The organism is Nioella nitratireducens (assembly GCF_001879715.1).
Classification (GTDB): Bacteria; Pseudomonadota; Alphaproteobacteria; order Rhodobacterales; family Rhodobacteraceae; genus Nioella; species Nioella nitratireducens.
Genome location: NZ_MNBW01000005.1, coordinates 140,835 through 165,894, shown reverse-complemented (window position 1 = coordinate 165,894; position 25,060 = coordinate 140,835). Strand labels below are relative to the sequence as shown.

General features: G+C 64.8%; 22 protein-coding genes. 11 read left to right on the top strand and 11 right to left on the bottom strand.

The annotated features are described in order from the left end of the window. The first annotated feature begins 172 nt into the window (after positions 1 to 172). From tldD to BKY27_RS06325, 6 genes are all read left to right on the top strand, one after another. Positions 173 to 1,597 carry a metalloprotease TldD gene (gene tldD / locus BKY27_RS06350; RefSeq protein ID WP_071673711.1) on the top strand — a complete coding sequence of 475 codons (1,425 nt, stop codon included), beginning with the start codon at positions 173 to 175 and terminating at the stop codon, positions 1,595 to 1,597. Further along, positions 1,594 to 2,085, top strand: a complete 492-nt coding sequence (locus tag BKY27_RS06345) for a GNAT family N-acetyltransferase (protein ID WP_071673606.1) — start codon at positions 1,594 to 1,596, stop codon at positions 2,083 to 2,085. The genes tldD and BKY27_RS06345 overlap by 4 nt, the downstream gene beginning before the upstream one ends. Before the next feature lie 57 nt (positions 2,086 to 2,142). Continuing rightward, complete coding sequence (dprA, locus tag BKY27_RS06340; protein ID WP_071673605.1) at positions 2,143 to 3,333, top strand: DNA-processing protein DprA; 1,191 nt, start codon at positions 2,143 to 2,145, stop codon at positions 3,331 to 3,333. A 126-nt stretch (positions 3,334 to 3,459) separates the two neighbouring features. After that, positions 3,460 to 6,054 (top strand): type I DNA topoisomerase, encoded by a 2,595-nt coding sequence (topA, locus tag BKY27_RS06335; protein ID WP_071673604.1) that lies wholly within the window; start codon positions 3,460 to 3,462, stop codon positions 6,052 to 6,054. Between the two features lie 167 nt (positions 6,055 to 6,221). Further along, positions 6,222 to 6,815 carry a nitroreductase family protein gene (locus BKY27_RS06330; RefSeq protein ID WP_071673603.1) on the top strand — a complete coding sequence of 198 codons (594 nt, stop codon included), beginning with the start codon at positions 6,222 to 6,224 and terminating at the stop codon, positions 6,813 to 6,815. After that, positions 6,812 to 7,522: an EI24 domain-containing protein gene (locus tag BKY27_RS06325; RefSeq protein ID WP_071673602.1), complete on the top strand. Its 711-nt coding sequence runs from the start codon at positions 6,812 to 6,814 to the stop codon at positions 7,520 to 7,522. The genes BKY27_RS06330 and BKY27_RS06325 overlap by 4 nt, the downstream gene beginning before the upstream one ends. Here BKY27_RS06325 and BKY27_RS06320 read toward each other — a convergent pair. Both BKY27_RS06320 and mce read right to left on the bottom strand, forming a co-directional pair. Then, the gene (locus BKY27_RS06320) at positions 7,488 to 7,772 is read right to left on the bottom strand and encodes a DUF1467 family protein (RefSeq protein WP_071673601.1); all 285 of its coding nucleotides are present in this window, start codon (positions 7,770 to 7,772) and stop codon (positions 7,488 to 7,490) included. The genes BKY27_RS06325 and BKY27_RS06320 overlap by 35 nt on opposite strands. Continuing rightward, complete coding sequence (mce, locus tag BKY27_RS06315; protein WP_071673600.1) at positions 7,772 to 8,176, bottom strand: methylmalonyl-CoA epimerase; 405 nt, start codon at positions 8,174 to 8,176, stop codon at positions 7,772 to 7,774. Before mce ends, BKY27_RS06320 begins: the two co-directional genes overlap by 1 nt. A gap of 151 nt (positions 8,177 to 8,327) precedes the next feature. On the opposite strand from mce, the gene BKY27_RS06310 reads away from it, so the two are divergent. Next, positions 8,328 to 9,047 carry a response regulator gene (locus tag BKY27_RS06310; protein ID WP_071673599.1) on the top strand — a complete coding sequence of 240 codons (720 nt, stop codon included), beginning with the start codon at positions 8,328 to 8,330 and terminating at the stop codon, positions 9,045 to 9,047. On the opposite strand, the gene BKY27_RS06305 is transcribed toward BKY27_RS06310, so the two are convergent. Both BKY27_RS06305 and aspS read right to left on the bottom strand, forming a co-directional pair. Then, on the bottom strand, positions 9,044 to 9,757 hold the full coding sequence (locus BKY27_RS06305) for a GNAT family N-acetyltransferase (RefSeq protein ID WP_071673598.1): 714 nt from the start codon (positions 9,755 to 9,757) through the stop codon (positions 9,044 to 9,046). The genes BKY27_RS06310 and BKY27_RS06305 overlap by 4 nt on opposite strands. 101 nt (positions 9,758 to 9,858) lie before the next feature. Continuing rightward, complete coding sequence (gene aspS / locus BKY27_RS06300) at positions 9,859 to 11,757, bottom strand: aspartate--tRNA ligase (protein ID WP_071673597.1); 1,899 nt, start codon at positions 11,755 to 11,757, stop codon at positions 9,859 to 9,861. Between the two features lie 197 nt (positions 11,758 to 11,954). Here aspS and BKY27_RS06295 point away from each other — a divergent pair, with 197 nt between their 5' ends. Then, the gene (locus BKY27_RS06295) at positions 11,955 to 13,187 is read left to right on the top strand and encodes an SAM-dependent methyltransferase (RefSeq protein ID WP_071673596.1); all 1,233 of its coding nucleotides are present in this window, start codon (positions 11,955 to 11,957) and stop codon (positions 13,185 to 13,187) included. On the opposite strand, the gene BKY27_RS06290 is transcribed toward BKY27_RS06295, so the two are convergent. Together BKY27_RS06290 and BKY27_RS06285 are read right to left on the bottom strand one after the other, a co-directional pair. Beyond that, a complete protein-coding gene (locus tag BKY27_RS06290; RefSeq protein WP_071673595.1) occupies positions 13,152 to 13,787 on the bottom strand; it encodes an aminotransferase class IV family protein in 636 nt (211 codons plus the stop codon). The genes BKY27_RS06295 and BKY27_RS06290 overlap by 36 nt on opposite strands. Further along, entirely contained in the window at positions 13,742 to 14,872 is a 1,131-nt protein-coding gene (locus tag BKY27_RS06285) for an aminodeoxychorismate synthase component I (protein WP_071673594.1), read from the bottom strand. Before BKY27_RS06285 ends, BKY27_RS06290 begins: the two co-directional genes overlap by 46 nt. 203 nt (positions 14,873 to 15,075) lie before the next feature. On the opposite strand from BKY27_RS06285, the gene carB reads away from it, so the two are divergent. After that, complete coding sequence (carB, locus tag BKY27_RS06280) at positions 15,076 to 18,417, top strand: carbamoyl-phosphate synthase large subunit (protein WP_071673593.1); 3,342 nt, start codon at positions 15,076 to 15,078, stop codon at positions 18,415 to 18,417. A gap of 61 nt (positions 18,418 to 18,478) precedes the next feature. On the opposite strand, the gene BKY27_RS06275 is transcribed toward carB, so the two are convergent. The 4 genes from BKY27_RS06275 to BKY27_RS06260 form a co-directional block, all read right to left on the bottom strand. Further along, entirely contained in the window at positions 18,479 to 19,501 is a 1,023-nt protein-coding gene (locus BKY27_RS06275; RefSeq protein ID WP_071673592.1) for a GGDEF domain-containing protein, read from the bottom strand. After that, positions 19,498 to 20,085 (bottom strand): heme NO-binding domain-containing protein, encoded by a 588-nt coding sequence (locus BKY27_RS06270; RefSeq protein ID WP_071673591.1) that lies wholly within the window; start codon positions 20,083 to 20,085, stop codon positions 19,498 to 19,500. The genes BKY27_RS06275 and BKY27_RS06270 overlap by 4 nt, the downstream gene beginning before the upstream one ends. A 74-nt stretch (positions 20,086 to 20,159) precedes the next feature. After that, a complete protein-coding gene (locus BKY27_RS06265; RefSeq protein WP_071673590.1) occupies positions 20,160 to 21,716 on the bottom strand; it encodes a trimethylamine methyltransferase family protein in 1,557 nt (518 codons plus the stop codon). 58 nt (positions 21,717 to 21,774) lie between these two features. After that, positions 21,775 to 22,530, bottom strand: coding sequence for an HAD family hydrolase (locus BKY27_RS06260; RefSeq protein ID WP_071673589.1), 756 nt, complete (start codon positions 22,528 to 22,530; stop codon positions 21,775 to 21,777). A 103-nt stretch (positions 22,531 to 22,633) separates the two neighbouring features. Between BKY27_RS06260 and BKY27_RS06255 the strand changes: the two genes are divergently transcribed. Then, positions 22,634 to 23,086 (top strand): MarR family winged helix-turn-helix transcriptional regulator, encoded by a 453-nt coding sequence (locus tag BKY27_RS06255; RefSeq protein ID WP_071673710.1) that lies wholly within the window; start codon positions 22,634 to 22,636, stop codon positions 23,084 to 23,086. Positions 23,087 to 23,302: 216 nt separating this feature from the next. On the opposite strand, the gene BKY27_RS06250 is transcribed toward BKY27_RS06255, so the two are convergent. Then, complete coding sequence (locus BKY27_RS06250; protein ID WP_071673588.1) at positions 23,303 to 23,581, bottom strand: DUF3572 domain-containing protein; 279 nt, start codon at positions 23,579 to 23,581, stop codon at positions 23,303 to 23,305. A 91-nt stretch (positions 23,582 to 23,672) separates the two neighbouring features. Between BKY27_RS06250 and BKY27_RS06245 the strand changes: the two genes are divergently transcribed. Continuing rightward, on the top strand, positions 23,673 to 25,052 hold the full coding sequence (locus tag BKY27_RS06245) for a diguanylate cyclase (protein WP_071673587.1): 1,380 nt from the start codon (positions 23,673 to 23,675) through the stop codon (positions 25,050 to 25,052). The last annotated feature ends 8 nt before the right edge of the window (positions 25,053 to 25,060 follow it).

The following is a 25,060-nucleotide window of genomic DNA, read 5'->3' as shown; positions in this document are numbered from 1 at the left end:
GTCCTTGCGGAGAGGGGCCGTCCCAGGCCCTGCTCCTCCCCGTTGCGATTATCTGCTGATGAACCATATAGATGGGTTCATGACAAGACAGTGGTGAAAAATGTCTCACCCGGTCGATTTGACCGTTTTAATTGACATGGATCATTTTCTCCGGCTCCGAAAGGTTTCCGCCATGGCCCAGACCGCCCCCTTCCGCCCCTTCGAGACGCAGCTCGACAAGGACGTCACGCTCTCGATCCTGCGCGCGGCCACCGAGGGGGCCGACGATGGCGAGCTTTTCCTTGAACGCAAGCGGTCCGAGATGCTGCTGTTCGACGACGGCCGGGTCAAGACCGCCAGCTACGACGCGTCGGAAGGGTTCGGGTTGCGGGCGGTGCGGGGCGAGGTTGCGGGCTATGCGCACGCAACCGAAATCTCGGAAAACGCGCTGCGTCGCGCAATGGAAACCGCGCGGCTGGCGGTCGGGAATGGCGGCGGAACCTGGTCTGACGCCCCCGCAAAGACGAATCAACGCCTCTACACCGACGCCGATCCGATGGCCGGCGCGGGATTCGCGGCCAAGCTCGACATCCTGAAAGAGGTCGATGCTTTCGCCCGCGCCCTCGACCGACGCGTGGTGCAGGTGTCGGTCAGCCTCGCTGCATCGCATCAAGAGGTCGAGATCCTGCGCCCTGACGGCATTCATGTCGGAGACACCCGCCCCATGGTGCGCGTCAACGTCTCGGTCATCGTCGAGGAAAACGGTCGCCGAGAGGCCGGCAGCGCCGGTGGCGGTGGCCGGATCGACATGGCCGACTGGCTGGATCTCGACAATTGGAAAGGACTGGTCCAAGAGGCCCTGCGCATCGCCGTGGTCAATCTGGGCGCGGTTCCGGCACCCGCCGGGATCATGGATGTGGCGCTTGGACCCGGCTGGCCCGGCATCCTGTTGCACGAAGCCGTGGGCCACGGGCTGGAGGGCGATTTCAACCGCAAGAAGAGTTCGGCCTTCGCGGGCCTGTTGGGACAGCAGGTTGCCGCCAAGGGTGTAACCGTGCTCGATGACGGCACCATCCCCGACCGGCGCGGGTCGCTTACCGTCGACGACGAAGGCACGCCCTCTTCCAGGACCACGCTGATCGAAGACGGCGTCTTGGTGGGTTTCATGCAGGACCGCCAGAACGCCCGCCTGGTGGGGGTCGCCCCCACTGGCAACGGGCGCCGGGAAAGCCATGCCCACGCCCCGATGCCGCGGATGACCAACACTTATATGCTGGGTGGCGAAACGGCCCCCGGCGATATCGTGGCCGAGGTCAAGGATGGCATCTACGCCGTGGGCTTCGGCGGCGGGCAGGTCGATATCACCAACGGTAAGTTCGTGTTCTCCTGTACCGAGGCGTATCGCGTCGAGAACGGCAAGGTCGGCGCACCTGTAAAGGGTGCCACGCTGATCGGCGACGGGGCCACCGCGCTGCAACAGATCCGCGCGATCGGCAATGACATGGCGCTCGACCCCGGCATGGGCACCTGTGGCAAGGCCGGGCAATGGGTGCCGGTGGGCGTAGGGCAGCCCACCGTGTTGATCGGAGGTCTGACCATAGGGGGCTCGGCTGCATGACCCGGACCGACATTCGGCCCGCAACCCCGGATGACCTGCCCGGTCTGGCCCGGCTCTGGCATCGGGGCTGGCACGAGGCCCACGCTGCCTATACGCCCGCCGCGCTGACCGCCTTGCGCACCGAGGCGGATTTCACGCGCCGCCTGCACGCCCTGTTGCCGGATATCCGGATGGCCGGGCCCGCGCCGGACCCGCTCGGGTTCTGTGCGATCCGCGACGATGAACTGTATCAACTGTTCGTCACCCCCGCCGCCCGTGGCACCGGGCTGGCGGCGCGATTGCTGGCCAATGGCGAAGCACGGCTTGCGGCGCGCGGGGTTGGCATGGCGCGGCTGGATGTCGGGATTGGCAATGACCTCGCCGCGCGGTTCTACCTGCGCCACGGCTGGCAGGAGACCGGAACCGTGGTCACCGATGTCGACAGTTCCGCCGGGCCGTTCCGGCTGCGGCTGCGGGTGTTCGCCAAGCACGTCGGCATCGTGGACTGACCCGGTGCCGTAAACCGGCTGTTAACCTCTCGGGGCCTAACCTTCCGACTCATGAGGATGGATCTCGACGACGGATTTTTCGAGGCGGCCAGCGCCTATTGCCCGGCGCCCCCAGCAGGGCAGGAGGACCGGTTTGCCCGGCTGCGCCTGATCCGCTCGCGCCGGGTCGGCCCTGCCACCTTTCGGCGGTTGATGGCCGAACATGGCGACGCGGCCACCGCCCTCGCCGCCCTGCCCGATGTGGCACTCGCCGCCGGGGTGAAAGTTTATGCCCCATGCAGCGAGGCCGCCGCCCGCGCTGAAATCCGCGCCGCAAAGCGTCTTGGCGCAAAGATGATCACGCTCGGTGATCCCGGCTACCCGGCCTTGCTGGCCGACTGCTCCGATGCCCCGCCCCTCTTCTGGGCGCTTGGTGACATCGACCTGCTCGCACGCCCCGCTATCGCCATGGTCGGCACGCGCAACGCCTCTTCCCTCGGGGCGCGCATGACACGGCGGCTGGCGGCGGACCTGTCGGGCGCGGGCTTTACCATCGTCTCGGGCCTTGCCCGCGGGATCGACGCCATCGCCCATCACGCCGCGCTGGACGGGGGCACCATCGCGGTGCAGGCGGGCGGGCTGGACGTGATCTACCCTGCGGAAAACACCGAACTGGCCCACGACATCGGCCGCCGGGGTTTGCGCCTGTCGGAACAACCCTTTGGCCTTGGGCCGCAAGCCCGCCATTTCCCGCAGCGCAACCGCATCATCTCGGGCCTTGCGCGTGCCGTGGTGGTGGTCGAGGCCGCCGCGCGGTCCGGTTCGCTCATCACCGCGCGCAACGCGCTTGATCAGGGGCGCGATGTTCTGGCCGTGCCCGGCCATCCGCTCGATACCCGCGCCTCGGGGTGCAACCTGTTGATCCGCGACGGCGCCACGCTGGTGCGCGGGGCCGAAGACGTGATCGAGACCCTCGGTCCCGCCACGACGCCAAGCCGCACGCCCAAGACCCCGGACCTGCCATTTCCCCCGCCGCAACCCGAGCGCCCATGGCGTGACCGTGCGGCGCTCAACAGCCAGATCCTTGCGCAACTGGGGCCGTCGCCAGTGGCCGAGGACCAATTGTTGCGCGACCTCGGCCTGACGCCGGAACAGGCCGCGACGACACTGGCGGTAATGGAACTGGAGGGGCAGGTCACGCGCCAGCCGGGCGGGCTGATCTCGCTTGGACACATCCGGCAGGACCGGAACGCCAAACGCGGACGCTGACCGCGACCGACAGCTCAGCCGCTGGAAAGGTCGCAGTATCTTTTTCCGAAGACGCATTGACAAGGGCCGGATGCTCGCCACATGTTCCCGCGCCACTCTCATTGCGTTTCCAAAAGGTGTTTCTGAATGCCCGTCGTCGTCGTCGAATCTCCGGCTAAAGCTAAGACAATCAACAAGTATTTGGGGAGCGACTTCACTGTTCTGGCCTCTTACGGGCATGTCCGTGACCTGCCCCCGAAGGATGGATCGGTCGACACCGAGCATGACTTCGAGATGAAATGGGAGGTCGGAAACGACAGCAAGAAGCACGTCAAGGCCATCGCCGACGCGCTGAAGGACGACGATACCCTGATCCTCGCCACCGACCCCGACCGCGAGGGCGAGGCGATTTCGTGGCACCTGCAACAGGCCCTGACCAAGCGCCGCGCGATCAAGAAATCGACCGCCGTCAGCCGCGTGGTATTCAACGCGATCACCAAGAGCGCCGTGACCGAGGCGATGAAGAACCCGCGCCAGGTTGATGAGCCGCTGGTCGAGGCCTACCTGGCCCGCCGCGCCCTCGATTATCTCGTCGGCTTCAACCTCAGCCCGGTGCTGTGGCGCAAACTGCCCGGCGCGCGCTCGGCCGGACGGGTGCAATCGGTCTGCCTGCGCCTGATCGTGGAACGCGAGATGGAGATCGAGGCCTTCACGCCGCGCGAATACTGGTCGGTGCGCGCCGTGCTGGAAACCCCGCGCGGCCAGACCTTCGAGGCCCGGCTGACCGTTCTGGGGGGCAAAAAGCTCGACCGCTACGACCTCGACAGCGAGGCCGCCGCGTCGATGGCGGTTCACGCCGTCTCGTCCCGTGCGCTGTCGGTCGGCTCGGTCGAGGCCAAGCCGTCGACCCGCAACCCCTCGGCCCCGTTCATGACCTCGACCCTGCAACAGGAAGCGAGCCGGAAATTCGGCTTTGGCGCACGGCAGACCATGAACGCGGCACAGCGCCTGTATGAAGCCGGGCACATTACCTATATGCGGACCGACGGCATCGACATGGCACCCGAGGCGGTGATGGCCGCGCGCGACGCGATCAAGGATCGCTACGGCGCGAGCTACCTGCCAAGCAGCCCGCGCATGTATAAAAACAAGGCCAAAAACGCGCAGGAGGCCCACGAATGTATCCGCCCCACAGAGATGTCCAAGGCCCCCGACGATCTGCGCGTGTCGGAAATCGACCAGAAGAAACTGTATGACCTGATCTGGAAGCGGACGATCGCCAGCCAGATGGAGGCCGCGCGGCTGGAGCGCACCACGGTCGATATCAGCAGCGATGACGAACAGGTGGTGCTGCGCGCGACCGGTCAGGTGGTGCTGTTTGACGGGTTCATGAAGGTCTACGAAGAAGGGCGCGACGATGTGGCGGCCTCGGACGATGATCGCCGCCTGCCGCAGATCATGCAGGGCGAGGCCGTTAACAAGGTCGGCACCGCCATGGCCGAAGAACACAGCCGCCTGACGCAAGATGGCACGGCCTTGCTGTCGGACGATGGCGCGGTTCTGGGACAACAGCATTTCACCCAACCGCCGCCCCGTTATACCGAGGCGACGCTGGTCAAGAAGATGGAAGAACTCGGCATTGGCCGGCCCTCTACCTATGCGTCGGTGATCACCACGATCCAGGACCGCGAATATGTGCGCAAGGACAAGAACCGCCTTTTCCCCGAGGACAAAGGCCGCATCGTCACCATCTTCTTGTTGAATTTCTTCAAGAAATACGTGGGTTACGAGTTCACCGCCGAGTTGGAAGAAGAGCTTGACGAGATCTCGGCGGGCGACCTGAACTACAAGGAAGTGCTGGCGAAATTCTGGCGCGATTTCTCGGCGGCCATCGCGGAAACCTCGGAGCTGCGCATCACCGAGGTGCTCGACAAGCTCGACGCGGCACTGGCCCCGCAGTTGTATCCCCCCCGCGAAGACGGCACCGATCCACGCGTTTGCCCGCTCTGTGGCGAAGGCAGCCTGCACCTGAAAACCTCGCGCACCGGTGGCTTCGTGGGCTGTTCGCGCTACCCCGAATGCCGCTACACCCGCCCCATCGGCGGCGATGCCGACGCGCAGGCAGGCGACAAGGTGCTGGGGCATGACGAGGGTGAGGCGGTGGCGCTGCGCTCGGGGCGGTTCGGGCCTTATGTGCAGAAGGGCGAGGTGACGGAAGAGAACAAGAAGCCGCCGCGCGCCTCGCTGCCCAAGGGGTGGGCCGCTGATGAGATGGACCTTGATAAGGCATTGACTTTGCTCAGTCTTCCACGGGAAATCGGGGCGCATCCGGAAGATGGCAACATGATCAGCTCGAATTTCGGACGGTTCGGGCCGTATGTGATGCACCACGCCGAAGGCGCGGCGAAACCCACCTATGCCAACCTGCGCGACCCCAATGACGTGTTCGAAATCGGCATGAACCGGGCCGTGGAACTGCTGGCGGAAAAACGCGCGCGCGGCGGTGGCCGTGCGGCTGCCAAGGCCCTGAAAGAATTGGGTGAATACCCGGAACGCGGCGGCGCGGTGAATGTCATGGAAGGGCGCTACGGGCCATACGTGAAGTGGGAAAAGGTCAATGCCACCATCCCCAAGGACGTTAAGCCCGAGGACGTGACCATGGATATGGCGATGGAATTGATCGTCGAGCGTGAGGCCAAGGGCGGCAAGAAGAAGACCACGCGCAAGAAGGCGTCCAAGTAGCGGCATTTCCGACAGGCGCGTCGGAAATTTCTGACAGGTCTGTCGGGAAAAATTATCAAACGGGGGGCGGGGTCCGGATCGGAATTCGCCCTTTTTGCGACGGGCCAAGGGTTGACCTTGCGCCCCGGTCTGCCGACATGTCCCTTGACCGACGAACGAAGGACAGCATGGCTGATATTTCCCCCCTCTCCGCGCGCCCCGAGGTGCTCGACTTTCTTCTGACACGCCGCTCGCGCCCGGCCAAGACGCTGCGCGCGCCCGTGCCGGACCGGGGCACGGTGGACACGCTGCTGACCGCCGCCGCACGCTGCCCCGACCATGGCAAGCTGGAGCCGTGGCGGTTCCTTGTGCTGGAACGCGCCGCGTGCACGCGGCTGGCGGCGCTGGCGCGCGAAATCGGGGCCGATCGCCCGCTTGGCCCCGAGAAGCTGGAGAAATCCACCCGCGCCTTTGCCGACGCGCATCTGGTTGTGGCCGTGGTGTCGGTGCCCAAGCCCTCGGACAAGGTGCCCGAGACCGAACAGGTGCTAAGCGCGGGCGCGGCCTGCCTGTCGCTTGTCAATGCCGCGCTCGCCTGCGGGTGGGGCGCGAACTGGCTGACCGACTGGATGGCTTTCGACCGCGCCTTCCTGAGCCGGGGACTGGGGCTGGCAGAAACCGAGATCGTCGCCGGGTTTATCCATCTTGGCACCGAGACCATAGTTCCGCCGGAACGCCCACGCCCGGACGTGGCCGCCCTGACCGAATGGGTCAGCGCATGATTTTCGACGATGTCCTCAAGGCGCTGCGGCAACTGTCGGACCCGCGTTTTCTGCGCGTGCTGCTGTTCGGGCTGGCACTGACCGTCGCGCTGCTGGTGGGGGTCTACTGGCTTTTCACGCTGGCCATCGGCTGGATCGTGCCAGACACGCTGAGCCTGCCATGGATCGGCGAGGTCGGCGGCATCGACACGGCGTTGTCATGGGCGGCAATTCCGGTGATGCTGATCGCGTCGGTCTTTCTGATGGTGCCTGTGGCAACCGCCTTTATCGGCATCTTTCTGGACCAGATCGCCGATGCGGTGGAGGACCGGCATTACCCTGCCCTGCCCCCGGCACGGCCCGTCGGCATCGTGGAAAGCATCATCGACGCCCTGCAATTTCTGGGCGTGGTGATCGTGGTGAACCTGTTGGCGCTGATCGTCTACCTGATCTTCGCGCCGATTTCGCCCTTGCTGTTCTGGGGTGTGAACGGTGTGCTTCTGGGCCGGGAATACGCGCAGATGGTTGCGCTGCGTCGCCTCGATGCGGCGGGCGCCCGTCAGTTTCGCCGCCGCAACCGGATCGAGATTTTCGCCGCCGGGGTGTTGATGGCGATCCCGCTGACCATCCCTGTGGTGAACCTTGTGGTGCCGATCCTTGGCGCCGCCACTTTCACCCATCTGTTCCACCGGCTTAGTAGTGGTACAGGTGCCCGCCGAACCGGGTGAAGAGGTCCAGATCCTCGCGGGTGACATAGCCCGACAGGATCACGAACAGGATCACGGCCCAGACACCGACGGCCACGGCTGACGTGACAAGGAACTTGCGCTTCAGCGACAGGTTCGCGGGCGCGGAAGAGGGGGTGCCGGGCACGACCTCGCCTTCTTCGCCTTGGGTTTTCATGCGGATCGGCAGGATCACGAACAGGGTCATGAACCACAGCACGGCGAGCAGGACGAGCGCGGTAAACCAGTTCATCAGACTTGCTCCAATTCCACGAGGGTGCCGGTAAAATCCTTGGGGTGCAGGAACAGGACCGGTTTTCCATGGGCCCCGATCCGGGGCTCGCCCGACCCCAGAACGCGCGCGCCCGCGGCTTGCAGCTTGTCGCGTGCGGCCAGGATGTCGTCGACCTCGTAACAGATGTGATGGATGCCGCCCGCGGGGTTCTTTTCAAGGAACCCGGCAATCGGGCTGTTGTCGCCCAAGGGGTAAAGCAGCTCGATCTTGGTATTCGGCAGTTCGATGAAGACCACGGTCACGCCATGGTCCGGTTCGTCCTGCGGCGGGTTCACCTTGGCGCCGAGCGTATCGCGGTATTGCGCCGAAGCGGCCGCCAGGTCTGGGACCGCAATGGCCACGTGGTTGAGCCGTCCGATCATGTTGCTGTCTCCTTGGTCTCGCGTCTTGGGGCGCATATGGGGCCGCGACGGCAGGCTTGGCAAGCGGTGCATCGACGCGGGGGGCATTAACACTCGGTCAACCTTGTGGCGGTTTAATCGAGGGGAGAATCGCCATTGGGGGCTTTTGGACATGGACCGAACAGACAGATGCGTGCGGGACGAGATCCCGTTTTTCCAGCCGACACCGACAGCGGACCGCCCGCTTGCGGGAATGACCGTGCTGGTGGTCGAGGACAGCCGCTTCGCGTCAGAGGCGCTGCGCCTGATGTGCCTGCGGTCGGGGGCGCGCATCCGGCGGGCCGACTGCCTTGCCTCGGCGCATCGGCATCTGAACACCTACCGCCCGACGGCGGTGATCATCGACCTTGGCTTGCCGGACGGGTCGGGCCTGTCGCTGATCGAGGAAATGGCCGGGGCGGTCCCGCGGGTGCCGGTGTTGCTGGCCACCTCGGGGGCCGAGCGGGCGGCGGCGGCGCGCGATGCGGCCAAGGCCGGGGCGGACGCGTTCCTGCCGAAACCGGTCGACAGCCTTGCCGCGTTTCAACAGGCTATTCTGGACCCGCTGCCACCGCACCTGCACCCGCGCGGCCCGCGCACGGTGGCGGCGGACGGGGTAGAGCCTGACCCACTGGCCCTGCGCGAAGATCTGGCCCATGCGCTGGACCTGCTGAACAGCGATCCGGTGCCCACGGGCTATTTGCGGCGCTTCCTGCTTGGGGTGGCACGGGTGTCGCGCGATACCGGCCTGCTGGAAACCGCCCGCGCCCTGCCGCCGCGCCCTGCCCATGCCGACCGCGCGAACCTGCGTGCCCTGCTGGCCGACCGGGTGGCGGGGATGGCGACGGTTTAGGGCAGTGCCGGATCGGCGGCCACGCGCACCAGACGGGTCAGGTCGGACAGGCGTTCGACCTGCTGGCCATCGGCGCGGAAATTGGACGGGTCGAGCCATGCGCGATAAGCCTCGCGCAGGGCGGGCCATTCGCTGTCGATACAGGCAAACCATGCGGTGTCGCGGTTGCGGCCCTTGACGATGGCGGCCTGCCGGAAGGTGCCTTCGTAGGAAAACCCCAAGCGCTGCGCGGCCCGGCGCGACGGGAAATTGAGCGCGTCGCATTTCCATTCAAAACGGCGATAGCCCGCGTCGAAAGCCCATTGCATCATCAGGAAAAGCGCCTCGGTCGCGGCGCGGCTGCGCTGCAATTCGGGGGCGAAGTTGATGTGGCCGACCTCGATCGTGCCCATGTCGGGGGTGATCCGCAGATAGCTGGCGACGCCGCAGAAATGGCCGGTCTCGACCGACTGGACAGCATAGAACAGCGGGTCGTCGCCACTCGTGATCTGGCGGGCCCACCGGTGATAGGCTGCGGCTGAGGAAAACGGCCCGTAGGGTAGGTAATCCCAGATCGCGTCATCGGCGGAATTGGCGCGGTGCAGGTCGGCGGCGTGGGTGTCGGCGTCAAGCCGCACAAGCCGCGCGTAGCGCCCCGTCAGCGGGGCCATTGTCGGGCGTGACGGGACGACCCAATCGGGCACCGGGTCGCCGAATCGTTTCTCTGACATGCATCATCCCCTTGCTGTCCCCGCCCGCCAGAAAACGGAATTTCCGACACAAGGGCAAGTCCTTGGGGGCATGGCGAGGCCGGGATGCGGCCCCGAACCGATCAATCCTCTTGCGGGATGACGCGCAGGCCCAGTTCCATGAGCTGATCCGGGGCAGGCTCGGAGGGGGCGTTCATCATCAGGTCTTCCGCGCGCTGGTTCATCGGGAAGAGCATGACCTCGCGGATGTTGGCCTCGTCGGCCAGCAGCATCACGATGCGGTCGATGCCCGCCGCGCAGCCACCGTGCGGAGGGGCGCCGTATTGGAAGGCGTTGACCATGCCGCCGAAGCGCTTGCGCACCTCGTCTTCGCCGTAGCCCGCCAGCCCGAAGGCCTTGAACATGATTTCCGGCTTGTGGTTCCGGATCGCGCCGGACACCAGTTCATAGCCGTTGCAGGCAAGGTCATACTGATAGCCGAGCACGTCGAGCGGGTTGCCGTCCAACGCTTCCATCCCGCCCTGCGGCATGGAGAAGGGGTTGTGGCTGAAGTCGATCTTGCCGCTTTCCTCGTCGGCCTCGTACATCGGGAAATCGACGATCCAGGCGAAGGCGAAGCGGTTTTGTTCGGTGAGGCCCAGTTCGTTTCCGATGACGGTACGGGCGCGGCCGGCCACGGCCTCGAAGCTTTCGGGCTTGCCGCCAAGGAAGAAGGCCGCATCGCCCGCTCCCAATTTCAATTGCTTGCGGATCGCCTCGGTGCGTTCGGGGCCGATGTTCTTGGCGAGTGGACCTGCGGCTTCAAAGAAGTGTTTTTGCCCATGGTCGTATACGATCCCATCCTTCGCAAGTGCTGCAAGGTGAGACGGATCGTTAGCAGCGGCAGCCCCAAATCCATAGCCGCCGCCTTCGCCATCACCTCCGCCGGAGGGATCAACTTTACGCCAGAAGATATATCCCATCCCCGGCAGGCCCTGTTCCTGCGCGAACTTGTTCATCCGGTCGCAGAACTTGCGACTGCCGCCGGTGGGGGCGGGGATGGCGCGGATCTGGGTGCCGTCCTGTTCCAGGATCTTGGCGAAGATGGCGAACCCGGACCCGGCGAAATGTTCGGACACGTCCTGCATCTTGATCGGGTTGCGCAGGTCGGGCTTGTCGGTGCCATACCACAGCGCCGCGTCCTTGTAAGAGATCTGCGGCCAGTGCTTGTCGACGGTATGCCCGCCGCCAAATTCCTCGAAAACGCCTTCGATCACCGGCTGGATGGTGTCGAACACGTCCTGTTGGGTGACGAAGCTCATTTCCAGGTCGAGTTGGTAGAAATCGGTGGGCGAGCGGTCGGCGCGCGGATCTTCGTCGCGGAAACAGGGCGCGATCTGGAAATATTTGTCGAAGCCCGAGACCATGAGCAATTGCTTGAACTGCTGCGGAGCCTGCGGCAGCGCGTAGAACTTGCCCGGATGCAGGCGTGACGGCACCAGGAAGTCACGCGCGCCTTCGGGGCTGGACGCGGTTATGATCGGCGTCTGGAATTCGTTGAAATCCTTGTCCCACATGCGCTGGCGGATCGAGCGGACCACGTCCGAGCGCAGCTTCATGTTCTTCTGCATCTTCTCGCGGCGCAGGTCGAGGAAGCGATAGCGCAGGCGGGTTTCCTCGGGGTAGTCCTGATCGCCAAAGACCATCAGCGGCAGTTCGCCAGCGGCGCCCAGAACCTCGATTTCGCGGATGAAGACCTCCACCTCGCCAGTCGGAATCCTCGGGTTGATCAGTTCGGGGTCGCGGGCCTTCACCTCGCCATCAATGCGGATGCACCATTCGGAGCGGACCTTTTCCACATCGGCGAAGGCCGCCGAGTCGGGGTCTGCCAGAACCTGTGTCATGCCGAAATGGTCACGCAAGTCGATGAACAGGATGCCGCCGTGGTCGCGCACCCGGTGGACCCACCCGGACAGGCGCACGGTCTGGCCCACGTTTTCCTTGGTCAGGTCGGCACAGGTATGGCTGCGGAAAGCATGCATGGGTTTCTGTCCCTTCGGGGATTGGAATTTCACCGCGCCGATACACCCGCTTGGGGCGGCGAAGTCAAGCCATGGGCGGGCCGGGTTTGGCCGCTTCCGGCTTAACGGTGCGGAAAACTTTATTTTTTCGCTGAATTTGGCAAAGTAGCGGTCAGATTGGGACACAAGATCCGGCCAAAACGGAGGTTTTGAAAAGGATGTGGGACAAACTGCTCGACACCATGCTGCGCGGCCTGATTACGGTCGGCACGTTCGAAGTGACCTTCCCCGACGGCGTGAAACGCGTTTACCAAGGCCGCCCCGGACCGGGAATTGCGATCCGGCTGACAGAGCCTGACCTGCCGCGCAAGCTGGCGCTGTCGCCCGACATGGCGCTTGGCGAAGGCTACATGGACGGCACGATTGTGGTCGAGGACGACGATCTGGGGCTGTTCTTTACCGTTCTGATGCAGAATATCGACCGCTCGGACCGGTTGTGGTGGCGCAAGCTGACCCATGTGCTGCGGCTGGCGCGGCGGCGCATCGACCAGTGGAACCCAGCCCCGAAAGCGCGGGCGAACGTGGCGCATCACTACGACCTCTCGGCGCGGCTCTATGATCTGTTCCTCGACGCCGACCGGCAGTATTCCTGCGCCTATTTCCCCCATCCCGGCATGTCGCTGGACGAGGCGCAGGCGGCCAAGAAGGCCCATATCGCACGCAAGCTGTGCCTGGAGCCGGGGATGAAAGTGTTCGAGATCGGCTCGGGCTGGGGCGGCATGGCGCTGACGCTGGCGCGCGATTTCGGGGCCGAGGTTCTTGGCGTGACGCTGTCGACAGAGCAGCTCAATTATTCGCGCCAGCGGGTGGAAGAGGCCGGGCTTTCAGACAAGGTGCGGTTCGAATTGATGGACTACCGCGCCGTGACGGGACAGTTCGACCGGATCGTGTCGGTCGGCATGTTCGAGCATGTGGGCGCGCCGCATTACCGCGCGTATTTCAACACCGTGCACGACCGGCTGACCGAGGATGGCGTGGCGCTGATCCACACCATCGGGCGGGCCTCGCCACCGGGCACCACCAGCCCGTGGATCACCAAGTATATCTTCCCCGGCGGCTATGTTCCGGCGCTGTCGGAAATGTCGTCGCAGGTGGAAAAGGCGGGGCTGTATCCGACGGATGTCGAGGTCTGGCGGCTGCATTATGCCGAAACGCTGCGCCATTGGTACGATCGGTTCACCGCCCGAGAGGAAGAGGCGCGAGCGTTGTATGACGCGCGCTTTACGCGGATGTGGCGCTATTACCTCAAGGCCAGCGAAATGACCTTTCGCAACGCCCGCCAATGCGTGTTCCAGTACCAGATGGCCCGCCGACAAGAGGCGGTGCCGCTGGCGCGCGACTACATCTATCGCGGGTCAGAGAAGACCGGCGGGGATGTCGCCGCGCAGTGAATTGCCCAAGGTGAGCATCGTGGCGGCGGCCAGCATGGCCTGTGTCACCGGGGCCTCGACAGCGCCTGCGGCGATCCATTCGGCCCGGCGGACGCCCGGCAACAGGCCCGAGGACAGGGGCGGCGTGATGCGTTGCCCGTCCACGTGGACCAGAAGGTTGGTGATCGTGCCTTCGCAAAGCTCGTCACGGTCATTGAGGAACAGCCATTCGTCGCCCCCCGCAGGCAGCGCCGCGCGGGCGCTGTCATAGAGCGCGCGATGAGTGGTCTTGTGGGCCAGCCAGGGATCGCCCGTCCGCAGACGCGTGGGATGGATCGCCACGCGCCACGGGCCGGGGGCGACAGGCGGCAGGGGGGCGGTGGTCAGCTCCAGGTCCCCTGCCGCGCCAAGGGTCAGGCGGCAGCGCAGGGGACCATCCCCAAGCCCCGCCAGCATGGGCCGGGCCTTGGCCGCATCGAAGGGAAAGCCGAACGCCACGGCACTGGACGCCATCCGGACGAGATGGGCTGTCAAACGCGGCGCACCGGACTCGGGCGACCAGAAGAAGGTTTCGATCAGCCGGGTTCCGGCAGGAACTGGCTCAGGAAACGGGCTTTCCACAGCGCCTCCTCGTATTCGGATTGGGCCGTCGAATCCCACACCACGCCGCCGCCCACATTCAGCAGCGCATGGCCGGGTTTGTCGCGCATCAGGGTGCGGATGGCGACGTTGAATTCCGAGCGGCCATCGGGGGCAGCCCACCCGATGCTGCCGCAATAGATTTCGCGCGGCCACGGTTCCAACGCGCGGATCACCTCCATCGCGCGGATCTTGGGCGCGCCGGTGACCGACCCGCAGGGGTGCAATGCGGCGAGGATGGCGGACAGTCCGACGCCCGGCTGCAACCGGCCCTCGATCAGCGACACCATCTGGTGAACGGTGGCGTAGCTTTCGACCGTGAAGAGTTCGGGCACATGCACGCTGCCCGGTTCGCAGACGCGGCTGATGTCGTTGCGCAACAGATCGACGATCATCAGGTTCTCGGCGAGGTTCTTTTCATCCGTTCGCAGGAACGCCTTGCGCGCCTCGTCTTCCGCCTGCGTCCTGGCGCGGGGTTGCGTGCCCTTCATCGGTCGGGTCTGCACCACTCCGTCGGTGGTGGTGCGGAAAAACAACTCGGGGCTGCGGCTGAGGATGTCGGGGCCTTCGATCTGTTCGACCAGCGCCCCATATCCGACCGCCTGCCCCTGCATCAGCGCCTCGTAGAGCGAGGCCGCGTTGTAGCCCGGCAGTTCCATGTCGATAGGGAAGGTCAGGTTTGCCTGATACAGGTCGCCCTGCCCGATCAGCTCGTGCAGCTCGCGGAAGGCGTCGGAATACCGCCCGAGGCTCCACCTTGGCGACACATCGCGCGGGCGCACAACCATGCGGGCAGCCCCCTGCGCCGGGATCGGGCCGTCGTAGACGCCGAAGGCCAGCAACGGCAGCCGCCGCGCCTCGGGCAGCAGGTGCAGCAGGCGGGGTTCCAGAACGTAGCCGAGCTCATAGCTTGCATAACCCGCAAGCCACATTCCCTGAGCCCGGGCATCGTCGAGCGCCACCAAGGCATCGGGCACGGTTTCGGGGCTGTCGGCCACGATCAGCCTGCGGGGCGACTCGAATTTCTCACGGTCCCCGCTTGGCCCATGATCAAAGGTGATACGCATGGCGTGGTGCCGCCTCAAACAGGTGATTCAATCCAGTCAGGGAGTGATAGGCCCTTTCTTGCCGATCCGACAGGCCACATGCGGCAGAAAAAGATTCATTCCAGACCCCCCTTGCGCCTGCGCCTGTATTCCCTAAAACGCAGAACAATTTGCGCGCGCCGTTTTGGCCGCCGTGCATTCATGTCTGCTGCCGGGGACACGCCATGCCTAAGAGAACCGATATCCAATCCATCATGATCATCGGCGCGGGGCCCATCGTGATCGGACAGGCCTGCGAGTTCGACTACTCGGGGGCCCAAGCGTGCAAGGCGCTGCGCGAGGAAGGGTATCGCGTCATCCTGGTCAATTCCAACCCGGCCACGATCATGACCGATCCGGGACTGGCCGATGCGACCTATATCGAGCCGATCACCCCCGAGATCGTCGCCAAGATCATCGAAAAAGAACGCCCCGACGCGTTGTTGCCCACCATGGGCGGGCAGACCGGGCTGAACACCTCGCTGGCGCTGGAAGAAATGGGCGTGCTGGCGAAATACGGTGTCGAGATGATCGGCGCCAAGCGCGAAGCCATCGAAATGGCCGAGGACCGCAGGCTGTTCCGCGAGGCGATGGACCGGATCGGGCTGGAAAACCCCAAGGCCACCATCATCACCGCGCCCAAGAAAGACAACGGCGCGGCCGATCTTGAGGCCGGCGTGCAACTGGCGCTGGACGAGTTGGAGGGCATCGGCCTGCCTGCCATCATTCGGCCAGCGTTTACCCTCGGCGGCACCGGCGGCGGCGTCGCCTATAACCGCGAGGACTATATCCATTATTGCCGTTCGGGCATGGATGCTTCGCCGGTGAACCAGATCCTCGTCGATGAAAGCCTGCTTGGCTGGAAGGAATTCGAGATGGAGGTGGTGCGCGATACCGCCGACAACGCCATCATCGTCTGTTCCATCGAGAACGTGGACCCGATGGGCGTGCATACCGGCGACTCCATCACCGTCGCCCCGGCCCTGACGCTGACCGACAAGGAATACCAGATCATGCGCAACGGCTCCATCGCCGTGCTGCGCGAAATCGGCGTCGAAACCGGCGGGTCCAACGTGCAATGGGCGATCAACCCCGAAGACGGGCGCATGGTTGTGATCGAGATGAACCCGCGCGTGTCGCGGTCATCTGCTCTGGCGTCCAAGGCGACCGGCTTCCCGATTGCCAAGATTGCGGCAAAACTGGCCGTGGGATATACACTGGATGAGCTGGACAACGACATCACCAAGGTGACACCGGCCAGCTTTGAACCGACGATCGACTATGTCGTCACCAAGATCCCGCGCTTTGCGTTTGAAAAATTCCCCGGATCGAAGCCCCATCTGACCACCGCGATGAAATCGGTGGGCGAGGCCATGTCCATCGGGCGCAGCTTTCACGAGTCTGTGCAAAAGGCTCTGGCCTCGATGGAAACCGGCCTGACCGGCTTTGACGAGATCGCCATTCCCGGTGCCCCCGACAAGGCCGCCATTTCCAAGGCCCTGAGCGAGCAGACCCCGGACCGCCTGCGCGTGATTGCGCAAGCCATGCGGCACGAGTTCACCAATGACGAGATCCAGGCCATCACCTCGTATGATCCGTGGTTCCTAGCCCGTATCCGCGAGATCATCGACACCGAAGAGCAGATCCGCAAGGACGGCCTGCCGGTGACCGAAGAGGGCCTGCGCGCGGTCAAGATGATGGGCTTTACCGATGCCCGCCTTGCCAAGCTGACGGGCCGCGACGAAGACAACGTGCGGCGGGCACGCGTCAACCTTGGCGTAACCGCACAATTCAAGCGGATCGACACCTGTGCGGCGGAATTCGAAGCACAGACTCCTTACATGTATTCAACATATGAACACAGCGTGATGGGTGAAGCAGAATGTGAAGCGCGCCCCTCAAATGCCCGAAAAGTAGTGATTTTGGGCGGTGGACCCAACCGGATCGGCCAAGGCATCGAGTTTGACTATTGCTGCTGTCACGCCTGTTTCGCGCTGACGGAGGCTGGCTATGAAACCATCATGGTCAACTGCAACCCCGAGACAGTTTCCACCGATTATGACACCTCGGATCGCCTCTATTTCGAGCCGCTGACCTTTGAACACGTGATGGAGATCATGCGGGTCGAGCAGGCAAAAGGCACGCTGCACGGCGTGATCGTACAGTTCGGCGGCCAGACGCCGCTGAAGCTGGCCAACGCGCTGCAAGAGGCGGGCATTCCGATCCTCGGGACCACGCCCGACGCCATCGACCTTGCCGAGGACCGCGAGCGGTTCCAGGACCTGGTCAACCGGCTTGGGCTGAAGCAGCCCAAGAACGGCATCGCCTCGACCGACGCGCAGGCCATTGCCATCGCCGAAGAACTTGGTTTTCCGCTGGTGATCCGGCCCTCTTACGTTCTGGGCGGCCGTGCGATGGAAATCGTGCGCGACATGGACCACCTCAAGCGCTACATCGCCGAGGCCGTGGTGGTTTCGGGCGATAGCCCGGTGCTGCTCGACAGTTATCTGGACGGCGCGACCGAACTGGATGTCGATGCACTTTGCGATGGCAAAGAGGTGCATATCGCGGGGATCATGCAGCATATCGAAGAGGCCGGCGTGCATTCCGGCGACTCCGCCTGTTCGCTGCCGCCCTATTCCCTGCCCAAAGAGATCATCGAGGTGATCAAGGAGCAGGCCAACGCACTGGCGCTGGCGTTGAACGTGGTCGGCCTGATGAACGTGCAGTTCGCGGTCAAGGGGGGCGAGGTTTACCTGATCGAGGTGAACCCGCGTGCCAGCCGCACGGTCCCCTTCGTCGCCAAGGCCACCGACAGCGCCATCGCGTCGATCGCGGCGCGGCTGATGGCAGGCGAGCCGCTGTCCACCTTCCCGATGCGCGCGCCCTACCCCGACGGCGCCAAGCCGGGCACCTTGCCCGGCGCCGACCCGATGACGCTGGCCGATCCGAACATGCCTTGGTATTCGGTGAAAGAGGCGGTACTGCCCTTTGCCCGGTTTCCCGGCGTCGACACCATTCTCGGGCCGGAAATGCGCTCGACCGGCGAGGTCATGGGATGGGACATTTCCTTCCCCCGCGCCTTCCTGAAGGCGCAGATCGGGGCGGGCACCCACCTGCCGACCGAAGGGCGCGTTTTCGTGTCGATCAAGGATGCCGACAAGGGCGCGGTGATGCTGGAGGCGGCGCAGATACTGATCGACCTTGGCTTTACGCTGGTCGCCACCCGCGGCACCGCCGACTGGCTGGCCGGTCACGGGCTGGCCTGCGAGACGGTGAACAAGGTCTACGAGGGGCGCCCGAACATTGTCGATCTGCTCAAGGATGGCGAGATCGCACTGGTGATGAACACGACCGAGGGCGCGCAAGCGGTTGAAGACAGTCGCGAAATCCGCTCGGTCGCGCTTTATGACAAGATCCCCTATTACACCACGGCAGCAGGGTCACATGCGGCGGCGCTGGCCATGCGCGCGGCGCGCGAGGGCGATGTGGGCGTGCAAAGCCTTCAGGCCACCCCGGCGGCCTGACCCTGCGTAAGGCCCCTTGCAAAGACCCCTTACACAGGCCCGCGCCCCGGCGCGGGTCCGGTCAATTCGGGCGGGCCCGGTTCGGCGGCAGGGCAAGCAGATCCTCCTCGAACAGCGTATGCTGTGCGCGGCCCCGGTTTTTCGACGCATAAAGCGCGATATCAGCGTCGTTCAGCATCCGGTCGGGATCGGGCCGGTCATAGCGCGAGGCCAGGACAGAGCCGGCGCTGGCGGAAATGCGGCAGGGCTGGCCGTCGAAAATCGTCGGCTCCTCAAGCCGGGAAATGAGCCGCGCCCCGATGGCCTGCAACAGGTCGGGGTCGTCGCAATCCCGGAAGAGCAGCACGAATTCATCGCCGCCGACCCGCGCCACCACGTCGCCCAACCGGATTTCCGAGCGCAGGACATCGGCCACATGGGTCAGCACATGATCGCCGGCGGCATGGCCAAGGCTGTCATTCACTTCCTTGAAGAAATCGAGATCGAGATGCATCAGGCCAAACCGCGGCATCGGTGCGTCGGTCAGAGATTTCAGGGCGGAATCCATCGCCCGGCGGTTGGCCAGCCCCGTCAGCGTGTCGGTCAGGGCCTGTTCTTCGGCGGCGGCGCGGGCGGTTTGCAGCCGCCCCGTCAACAGACGGGATTCATGTGCGATGGCGGCGTTGGCCTCGCGCAGATAGAGCAGGTCAACCGTTTGATCACAGGGGGAAAAATCCTTGAGCGTCAGGCCGCAATCGGCCACTGCCTTGGCAAAGGACAGACCGAGCGAGAGGTTGACCAAACCGCCGGTGCCCGCTGGCAAGGCCACCACCATTCCTCGCAATGGCAGGTCGGGGCGGGCCCGCAGACAGATCGACAGCCGCACCCCCTGCAACGACAATAGCGCGGGTATGGTGGCGGCGATCCGGGGGCGCTTGATATCAAGCACGTCAAAGAGCGGGCGCCTTCGCAGATCGTCGCGGGCGATCTTGCCAAGGGTCGGCCCGGCCCGGTTGATCAACCCGGAGGCCCCGAACCACAGATGCATCGGCATGACCTGATCCAGCGCCGTCCCGGGCAGCCCGATCACCCGGTCCGGGATCATGCCGGATGCTCCCCAAGGGAAAAGCTGCGCCCGGCCGAGAAGGATTGATCCAGCAACTCGATCACGACGGTTTCAACGCCCTCCTCGCCCTCGCCCGCCTCGAAAAAGGCGAGCGTTCCATAGTCGTCCGCCATCGCCCGCAGCGCCCCGAGAAACACCGACCCCGCCCCCGGCAGACCCCACCGCACCTCTAGAACGAAGCGATTGCGGTTGTCCTGCCGGATCGTCAGATCGGGCATGTCGAGATCGGGCACGGCCAGCCGCGCACGCCCCGACAGGTCGTCAAGCGATTGAATGAAATCGAAAAACCGGTCACCGCCAAAGCGCAACAGGCGCCTCAGCGCCTCTTGGTTGGGATGCGACAACAGGTAGGTGCCGAGGTCTTCCAGCAGGGTGCAGCGGTCCTTGTGCAGCACGGCGGACGCGGCCGAGATCGTGTCGGCAGTCAGTTGATCCTCGTAGTGCAACATCGACTCGAAGCCATCAACCGGCAGCCCCGCCTGACTGCGCACCTCGTCCCAGATCTCCTGGCCATAGGTATCGGTCAGGAACCCCTGAAGGGCACGGTTTACCAGACCATGCATGTCGCTGACTCCCACTGTTTCGAGGGCCAGTGTTAGGGGGCAATCGTTAAGAAACGGTTGCCCCCGGTGCAGTCTCAGAAATCGGTCGGTGCGCCGCCCTCGGCGATGCGGCGGTCCACGAAGGCGCGCAATTCCTCGCGCACGGCCTCGTCCATCGGCGGCGCTTCAAAGCCTGCGATGATCTCCTTGTAGATATTGTGGGCCCGTTCCGCCGTCCAGACGGCGCCAGCGGCGTCCCACGCCTCGTAGTTGCGCCAGTCGCTGACGATGGGCGCATAGAAGGCATCCTGATACCTGTCCTGCGTGTGCTGAACCCCGAAGTAATGCCCGCCGGGGCCGACCTCGCGGATCGCGTCGATGGCGATATCCTCGTCGCCCGTGGACCACAGCGCCGGTTCGAAATAGCGCTGGATCATCTGCAAGACTTCGCAATCCATTACGAATTTCTCGGGCGAGGCGATCAGCCCGCCCTCCAGCCAGCCCGCCGCGTGATAGACCATGTTGGTGCCGGACTGCACCGCCGACCACAGCGAATTCGAGGTCTCCCACATCGCCTGCCCATCGGGCACGTTGGCGGCACACACACCGCTGGCGCGCATCGGCAGGCCATAGAACCGGGCCATCTGGCCGGTCATCTGGGTGGCGCGCATGTATTCCGGGGTTCCGAAGGCAGGGGCCCCGGACTTCATGTCGACATTTGACGTAAAGGTGCCAATTCCGACGGGGCATCCTGGGGATATGTATTGCAAAAGGACAATCGCGGCGAGCCCCTCGGCAAGGCTGAGCGTGACCGCACCGGACATGGTGACCGGGGCCATCGCCCCCGCCAGCGTGAAGGGCGTCACGATCACCCCCTGCCGGGCACGGGCCAGGATCATCGCGCCTTCCAGCATCGGGAAATCATGCTTGAGCGGCGAGACCGAGTTGATGTTGGTATACATCCGCGGCGTGGCTGCGAACTCTTCCGGGCTGAGACCACCCGCGATGCGCACCATCTCCATCACGTCTTCGACTCGCTCGCGCCCGAGCGAATAGGCATGGGCCACCTTGTCGGTCAGCGTCAGCTTTTCATAAAGGCATTCCAGATGCCGCACCGAGGCATGCACGTCGATGGGTTCGGGCGCATAGCCCCCGGCGAAGTGGATGCAGTTGAAATACTGGGTAAGCTTCAGGAATTCCTTGTAGGTTTCGAAATCGCCCGAGCGTTTTCCGCGTTCCATATCCCAGGCATTGGGCGGCGACGAGACATTGCCGAAAACGATGTGATTGCCGCCGATCGTCAGCTTTCGCTCGGGGTTGCGCGGCGTGATCGTGAACCGGTCGGGCGCGCGGCCCACCATGTCCATCACGAAATCCTCGTCCATGCGCACATTGGTGCCGTCAACGAGGCACCCGGCCTGTTTGAGATACGCCACCGCCTCTTCGTTGAGGAACTCGATCCCGATCTCGGACAGGATGCGCATGGCCCCGCGGTGGATCGCCTGCACCCCCTCTTCGGTCAGCGGCTCGACCGGACGGTCGGGGTTGACCGGAATGCGCCACGGCATCTGGTCGATGACGGCGTGTCCTGCGCGGTCGGCATGTCCGCGGCGGCCACCTGCGCGGCGGCGGCGGGGGGTTGCGTCGGTCATTCGGTTCCTCTCCGATCCTGTTGCGATCAGAGTGGACGAGCGACCGGCGGGTTAGTTTTCAGATAGCGACGGATTCTGATTCCGTTTGCGTCGGATTTCGCGCCGGAAGAGTCGGCGGCAGGCGATTGTCAGAGTCGAGCAACCCGTCGAGTCCGCCGATATCGGGCAGCAGGTGGTCGGCATGGGGGGCCAGCACCCCGGCCTCGGCCATGCCGGTCAGCACGGCCAGTGTCCGCATCCCGGCCGCGCGCCCGGCCCAGAGGTCGTGCAGGCTGTCGCCCACCATCAGCACCCGCTCGGGCGGGACCGCGACCGCCTTGGCAAAGGCGAGGCACATGCCGGGGGCGGGCTTGGCACCGTGGCCGCTGTCGGCGCCGGTCACGAAATCGAACCGGTCCAGCACCCCGGCTTGGGTCAGGTGGGCGCGGGCCACTTGCTCGCTGTCATTGGTGGCCACCCCGACGCGCAACCCGCGCGCCTTGAGGCCATCGAGAAACGGGGCCAGCGGCACCGCCTCGCACATCGGGGCCTGGGCCGCGGCCAGCCCGATCCGGGTGCGCAGGGCCGCGCCGGTGGCGCCGGGCAAGGCTGGCAACAAGGCTTCGATGATCTCGTCATCGGTGTCGGCGATGACAACGCTGTCAGGACGGAAACGCCGCGTGGCCCAGTCGAATCCGACCAGATCGCCCAACTGCGCCGCCCGCGCCGCGTCGCCCTGTGCCAGATCGTCCAGCAGGGCAACAGCCCACGCCGACCAGCTGACTTGAAAGTCAAAAAGAGTGCCGTCCTTGTCGAACAGGATCGCAGAAATCATGAAATGTCCTCCCGTGGGCCACATACTGCCGATCCGTAACGATTTTGTCACCCGTGCATGCGAAAGCCTTGACCAAGAGCGCGAAATATTGTCCATGACAATCATGGATGGACACTCAAAGAAATACGGGCTGCATGACAGCATCGGCTATCACGCGACGCTTGCCGCCCGACTGGTCGAACGCCGGGTCGAGGATGGGCTGCGCAATTTCGGCCTGACGCGGATCGGTTGGTGCATCCTGCTGGCGGTAGCCGAAGAGGGGCTGAAGAACCCGTCCGACATCGCCGCCTTTGTCGGGATCGACCGCACCGCCACATCGCGCGCGTTGCGGGCCTTGGAAAACGAGGGGCTTATCAGCCGCGCCATCGGACGGGAAGACCGCCGCATGACCGAGGTGACGATGACACAGGCCGGGTATGACCGGATGATTCAGGCGGTGCCCGTCTGTTCCGAGAACATGGACCATTTCAACGCCAAGCTGACCGCCGCCGAACAGCAGGAACTCAAGCGCCTGCTTGGCAAGCTCAGCGCAGGTGAAACCGCGCCCGCGGGCTGAACTTGGCCTCGGCGCATGTCGGGCACCAGTGGGAACCGGTTTTGCCCTTCTCGAACATGCGAAATACATAGGCCAGAGCGGGGCGCCAAGCCCGGCCAAATCGACGTGCCGGGGGACGGCCCGGCGATGATGCGCGGCGTCCTGCGGCCGCGGTTTCCCACAGGCTGCATGACGGCAAAAGGGGCTGGGCGGGTCTCTTGCGTTGGGCCAGAAACACTAGGTCCAGCTCGGCAGATTTCCGCCGGGCAGCCCCTGACGCGCTTGCAACATCGTCTCGTAGGGCAGGCTCAGCGAGTCGCAGCAGGCGATGACCCACGCGTCATCCATCATCAGGAAATCCAGCACAGAGCCAAGAAAAGCAGGGTCAGACGCGCCTTTGCGCAGGTCGTCGAGCGAGGCGCCGCTGGCCCCCATGAAGACTGGCAACAACGCGTCATTGCCCGCCAGCCAGCCCATGGCCAGCAACGCGATTTCCTCGGCCCTGCTCTCTGTCATCTTACTCTGCCTCCTCGCGGCTAAAGGGTTTGTTAACCTTTTGGGCGCAAGAAGGAAGAAAGCCCAGAGAGAAACAGCGGCGGAGCATTCGATGACAGGGCGTATTCTTGTTGTGGACGACGTGGCCACCAATCGCATCGTCATGAAGGTCAAGCTCGCGGCGGCCTGCTACAGCGTATTGCAGGCCGATTGCGGAGAGGCCGCGCTGCGGCTGGCCGCGTCGGAACAGCCCGACCTGATCCTGCTCGACGTGATGATGCCGGACATGAGCGGGGTCAGCGTCTGTCAGCGGCTCAAGGCCGACCCGGCGACAGCCGATATTCCGATCATCCTCGTCACCGCCCTGTGCGATCACGCCAGCAAGATGCAGGGGCTGCAATGCGGGGCGGACGATTACCTGACCAAGCCGGTCGATGAGATCACGCTGCTGGCGCGGGTCCGGTCGCTGCTGCGCGCCCATGAAATCCAGCGCGAATTGCGCCTGCGGGAAGACTCCTACGCCGGTCTCGGGTTTTCCGAAACCGCCAGCGGTTTTGACGGGCCGGGCAAGGTGGCGCTCGTGGCCCCCGATCCGGCGACCGGCCTGACGTGGAAACGCGCGCTGGAACCGCGCGGCAGCTGCCGGTATGACGTGCTGCCCCGCGAACGCGCCCTTCAGGCGCAGCCCGGCGGCGTGCCGGGCGGGGGCAGCGCCCCCGACGTCTACGTGATTGCCGCCGATCTTGGCGCGCGCAACGATGGTCTGCGGCTGTTGTCCGACCTGCGCTCGCGCCCCGCCACACGCCATGCCGCTGCCGTGATGATCCTGCCGCGCAACGATGCCGAACGGGGGGCGGTCGCGCTCGATCTGGGCGCGGGCGACATCCTTTACGATCCTTTCCGGCCCGAAGAACTGGCGGTGCGCATCCAGACCCAACTGCGCCGGAAACGGCAATCGGATCGGCTGCGCGAAACGGTCGAGGCAGGGTTGGAACTGGCCGTCACCGACAGCCTGACCGGGCTGCACAACCGCCGCTACGCGCTGCGCCGGCTTGACCGGATGCTGGCCGCGCCGGGCCGGGGGGTGGCCGTGATGATGCTGGACCTCGATCATTTCAAGCTGGTCAACGACCGGCACGGCCATGCGGCGGGCGACCGGGTGTTGTCCACCGTGGCCAAGCGCCTGCGCGCCACCTTGCGGCCCGGCGACCTGATTGCGCGGCTCGGCGGCGAGGAATTTCTCGTCGCACTGCAAGACACCGACCCGGACACGGCGCTGTTCTGCGCCGAACGGGTGCGAGAGGCCATCGGTGCCCGCCCGGTGCCGGATGCCGCGCCGCACCCGATTTCGGTGACGCTCAGCGTCGGGTTGGCCATGGCCGTCGACGCGGGCGAGGGCGCAGTCGCACTGATCGAGCGGGCGGACCGGGCGCTGTACGGCTCCAAACATGAGGGGCGCAATCAGGTGACGGTCTCGGCCACGGCGGCCTGACCGGCGGT

Coding starts and splice junctions, on each gene's coding strand:
- mce (WP_071673600.1), bottom strand. CDS start 8,176: ATGATCGGACGGCTCAACCACGTGGCCATTGCGGTCCCAGACCTGGCG.
- topA (WP_071673604.1), top strand. CDS start 3,460: ATGCCCGTCGTCGTCGTCGAATCTCCGGCTAAAGCTAAGACAATCAAC.
- BKY27_RS06245 (WP_071673587.1), top strand. CDS start 23,673: ATGACAGGGCGTATTCTTGTTGTGGACGACGTGGCCACCAATCGCATC.
- aspS (WP_071673597.1), bottom strand. CDS start 11,757: ATGCATGCTTTCCGCAGCCATACCTGTGCCGACCTGACCAAGGAAAAC.
- carB (WP_071673593.1), top strand. CDS start 15,076: ATGCCTAAGAGAACCGATATCCAATCCATCATGATCATCGGCGCGGGG.
- tldD (WP_071673711.1), top strand. CDS start 173: ATGGCCCAGACCGCCCCCTTCCGCCCCTTCGAGACGCAGCTCGACAAG.
- BKY27_RS06285 (WP_071673594.1), bottom strand. CDS start 14,872: ATGCGTATCACCTTTGATCATGGGCCAAGCGGGGACCGTGAGAAATTC.
- BKY27_RS06310 (WP_071673599.1), top strand. CDS start 8,328: ATGGACCGAACAGACAGATGCGTGCGGGACGAGATCCCGTTTTTCCAG.
- BKY27_RS06345 (WP_071673606.1), top strand. CDS start 1,594: ATGACCCGGACCGACATTCGGCCCGCAACCCCGGATGACCTGCCCGGT.
- BKY27_RS06270 (WP_071673591.1), bottom strand. CDS start 20,085: ATGCATGGTCTGGTAAACCGTGCCCTTCAGGGGTTCCTGACCGATACC.
- dprA (WP_071673605.1), top strand. CDS start 2,143: ATGGATCTCGACGACGGATTTTTCGAGGCGGCCAGCGCCTATTGCCCG.
- BKY27_RS06265 (WP_071673590.1), bottom strand. CDS start 21,716: ATGACCGACGCAACCCCCCGCCGCCGCCGCGCAGGTGGCCGCCGCGGA.
- BKY27_RS06295 (WP_071673596.1), top strand. CDS start 11,955: ATGTGGGACAAACTGCTCGACACCATGCTGCGCGGCCTGATTACGGTC.
- BKY27_RS06275 (WP_071673592.1), bottom strand. CDS start 19,501: ATGATCCCGGACCGGGTGATCGGGCTGCCCGGGACGGCGCTGGATCAG.
- BKY27_RS06260 (WP_071673589.1), bottom strand. CDS start 22,530: ATGATTTCTGCGATCCTGTTCGACAAGGACGGCACTCTTTTTGACTTT.
- BKY27_RS06305 (WP_071673598.1), bottom strand. CDS start 9,757: ATGTCAGAGAAACGATTCGGCGACCCGGTGCCCGATTGGGTCGTCCCG.
- BKY27_RS06250 (WP_071673588.1), bottom strand. CDS start 23,581: ATGACAGAGAGCAGGGCCGAGGAAATCGCGTTGCTGGCCATGGGCTGG.
- BKY27_RS06330 (WP_071673603.1), top strand. CDS start 6,222: ATGGCTGATATTTCCCCCCTCTCCGCGCGCCCCGAGGTGCTCGACTTT.
- BKY27_RS06325 (WP_071673602.1), top strand. CDS start 6,812: ATGATTTTCGACGATGTCCTCAAGGCGCTGCGGCAACTGTCGGACCCG.
- BKY27_RS06320 (WP_071673601.1), bottom strand. CDS start 7,772: ATGAACTGGTTTACCGCGCTCGTCCTGCTCGCCGTGCTGTGGTTCATG.
- BKY27_RS06255 (WP_071673710.1), top strand. CDS start 22,634: ATGGATGGACACTCAAAGAAATACGGGCTGCATGACAGCATCGGCTAT.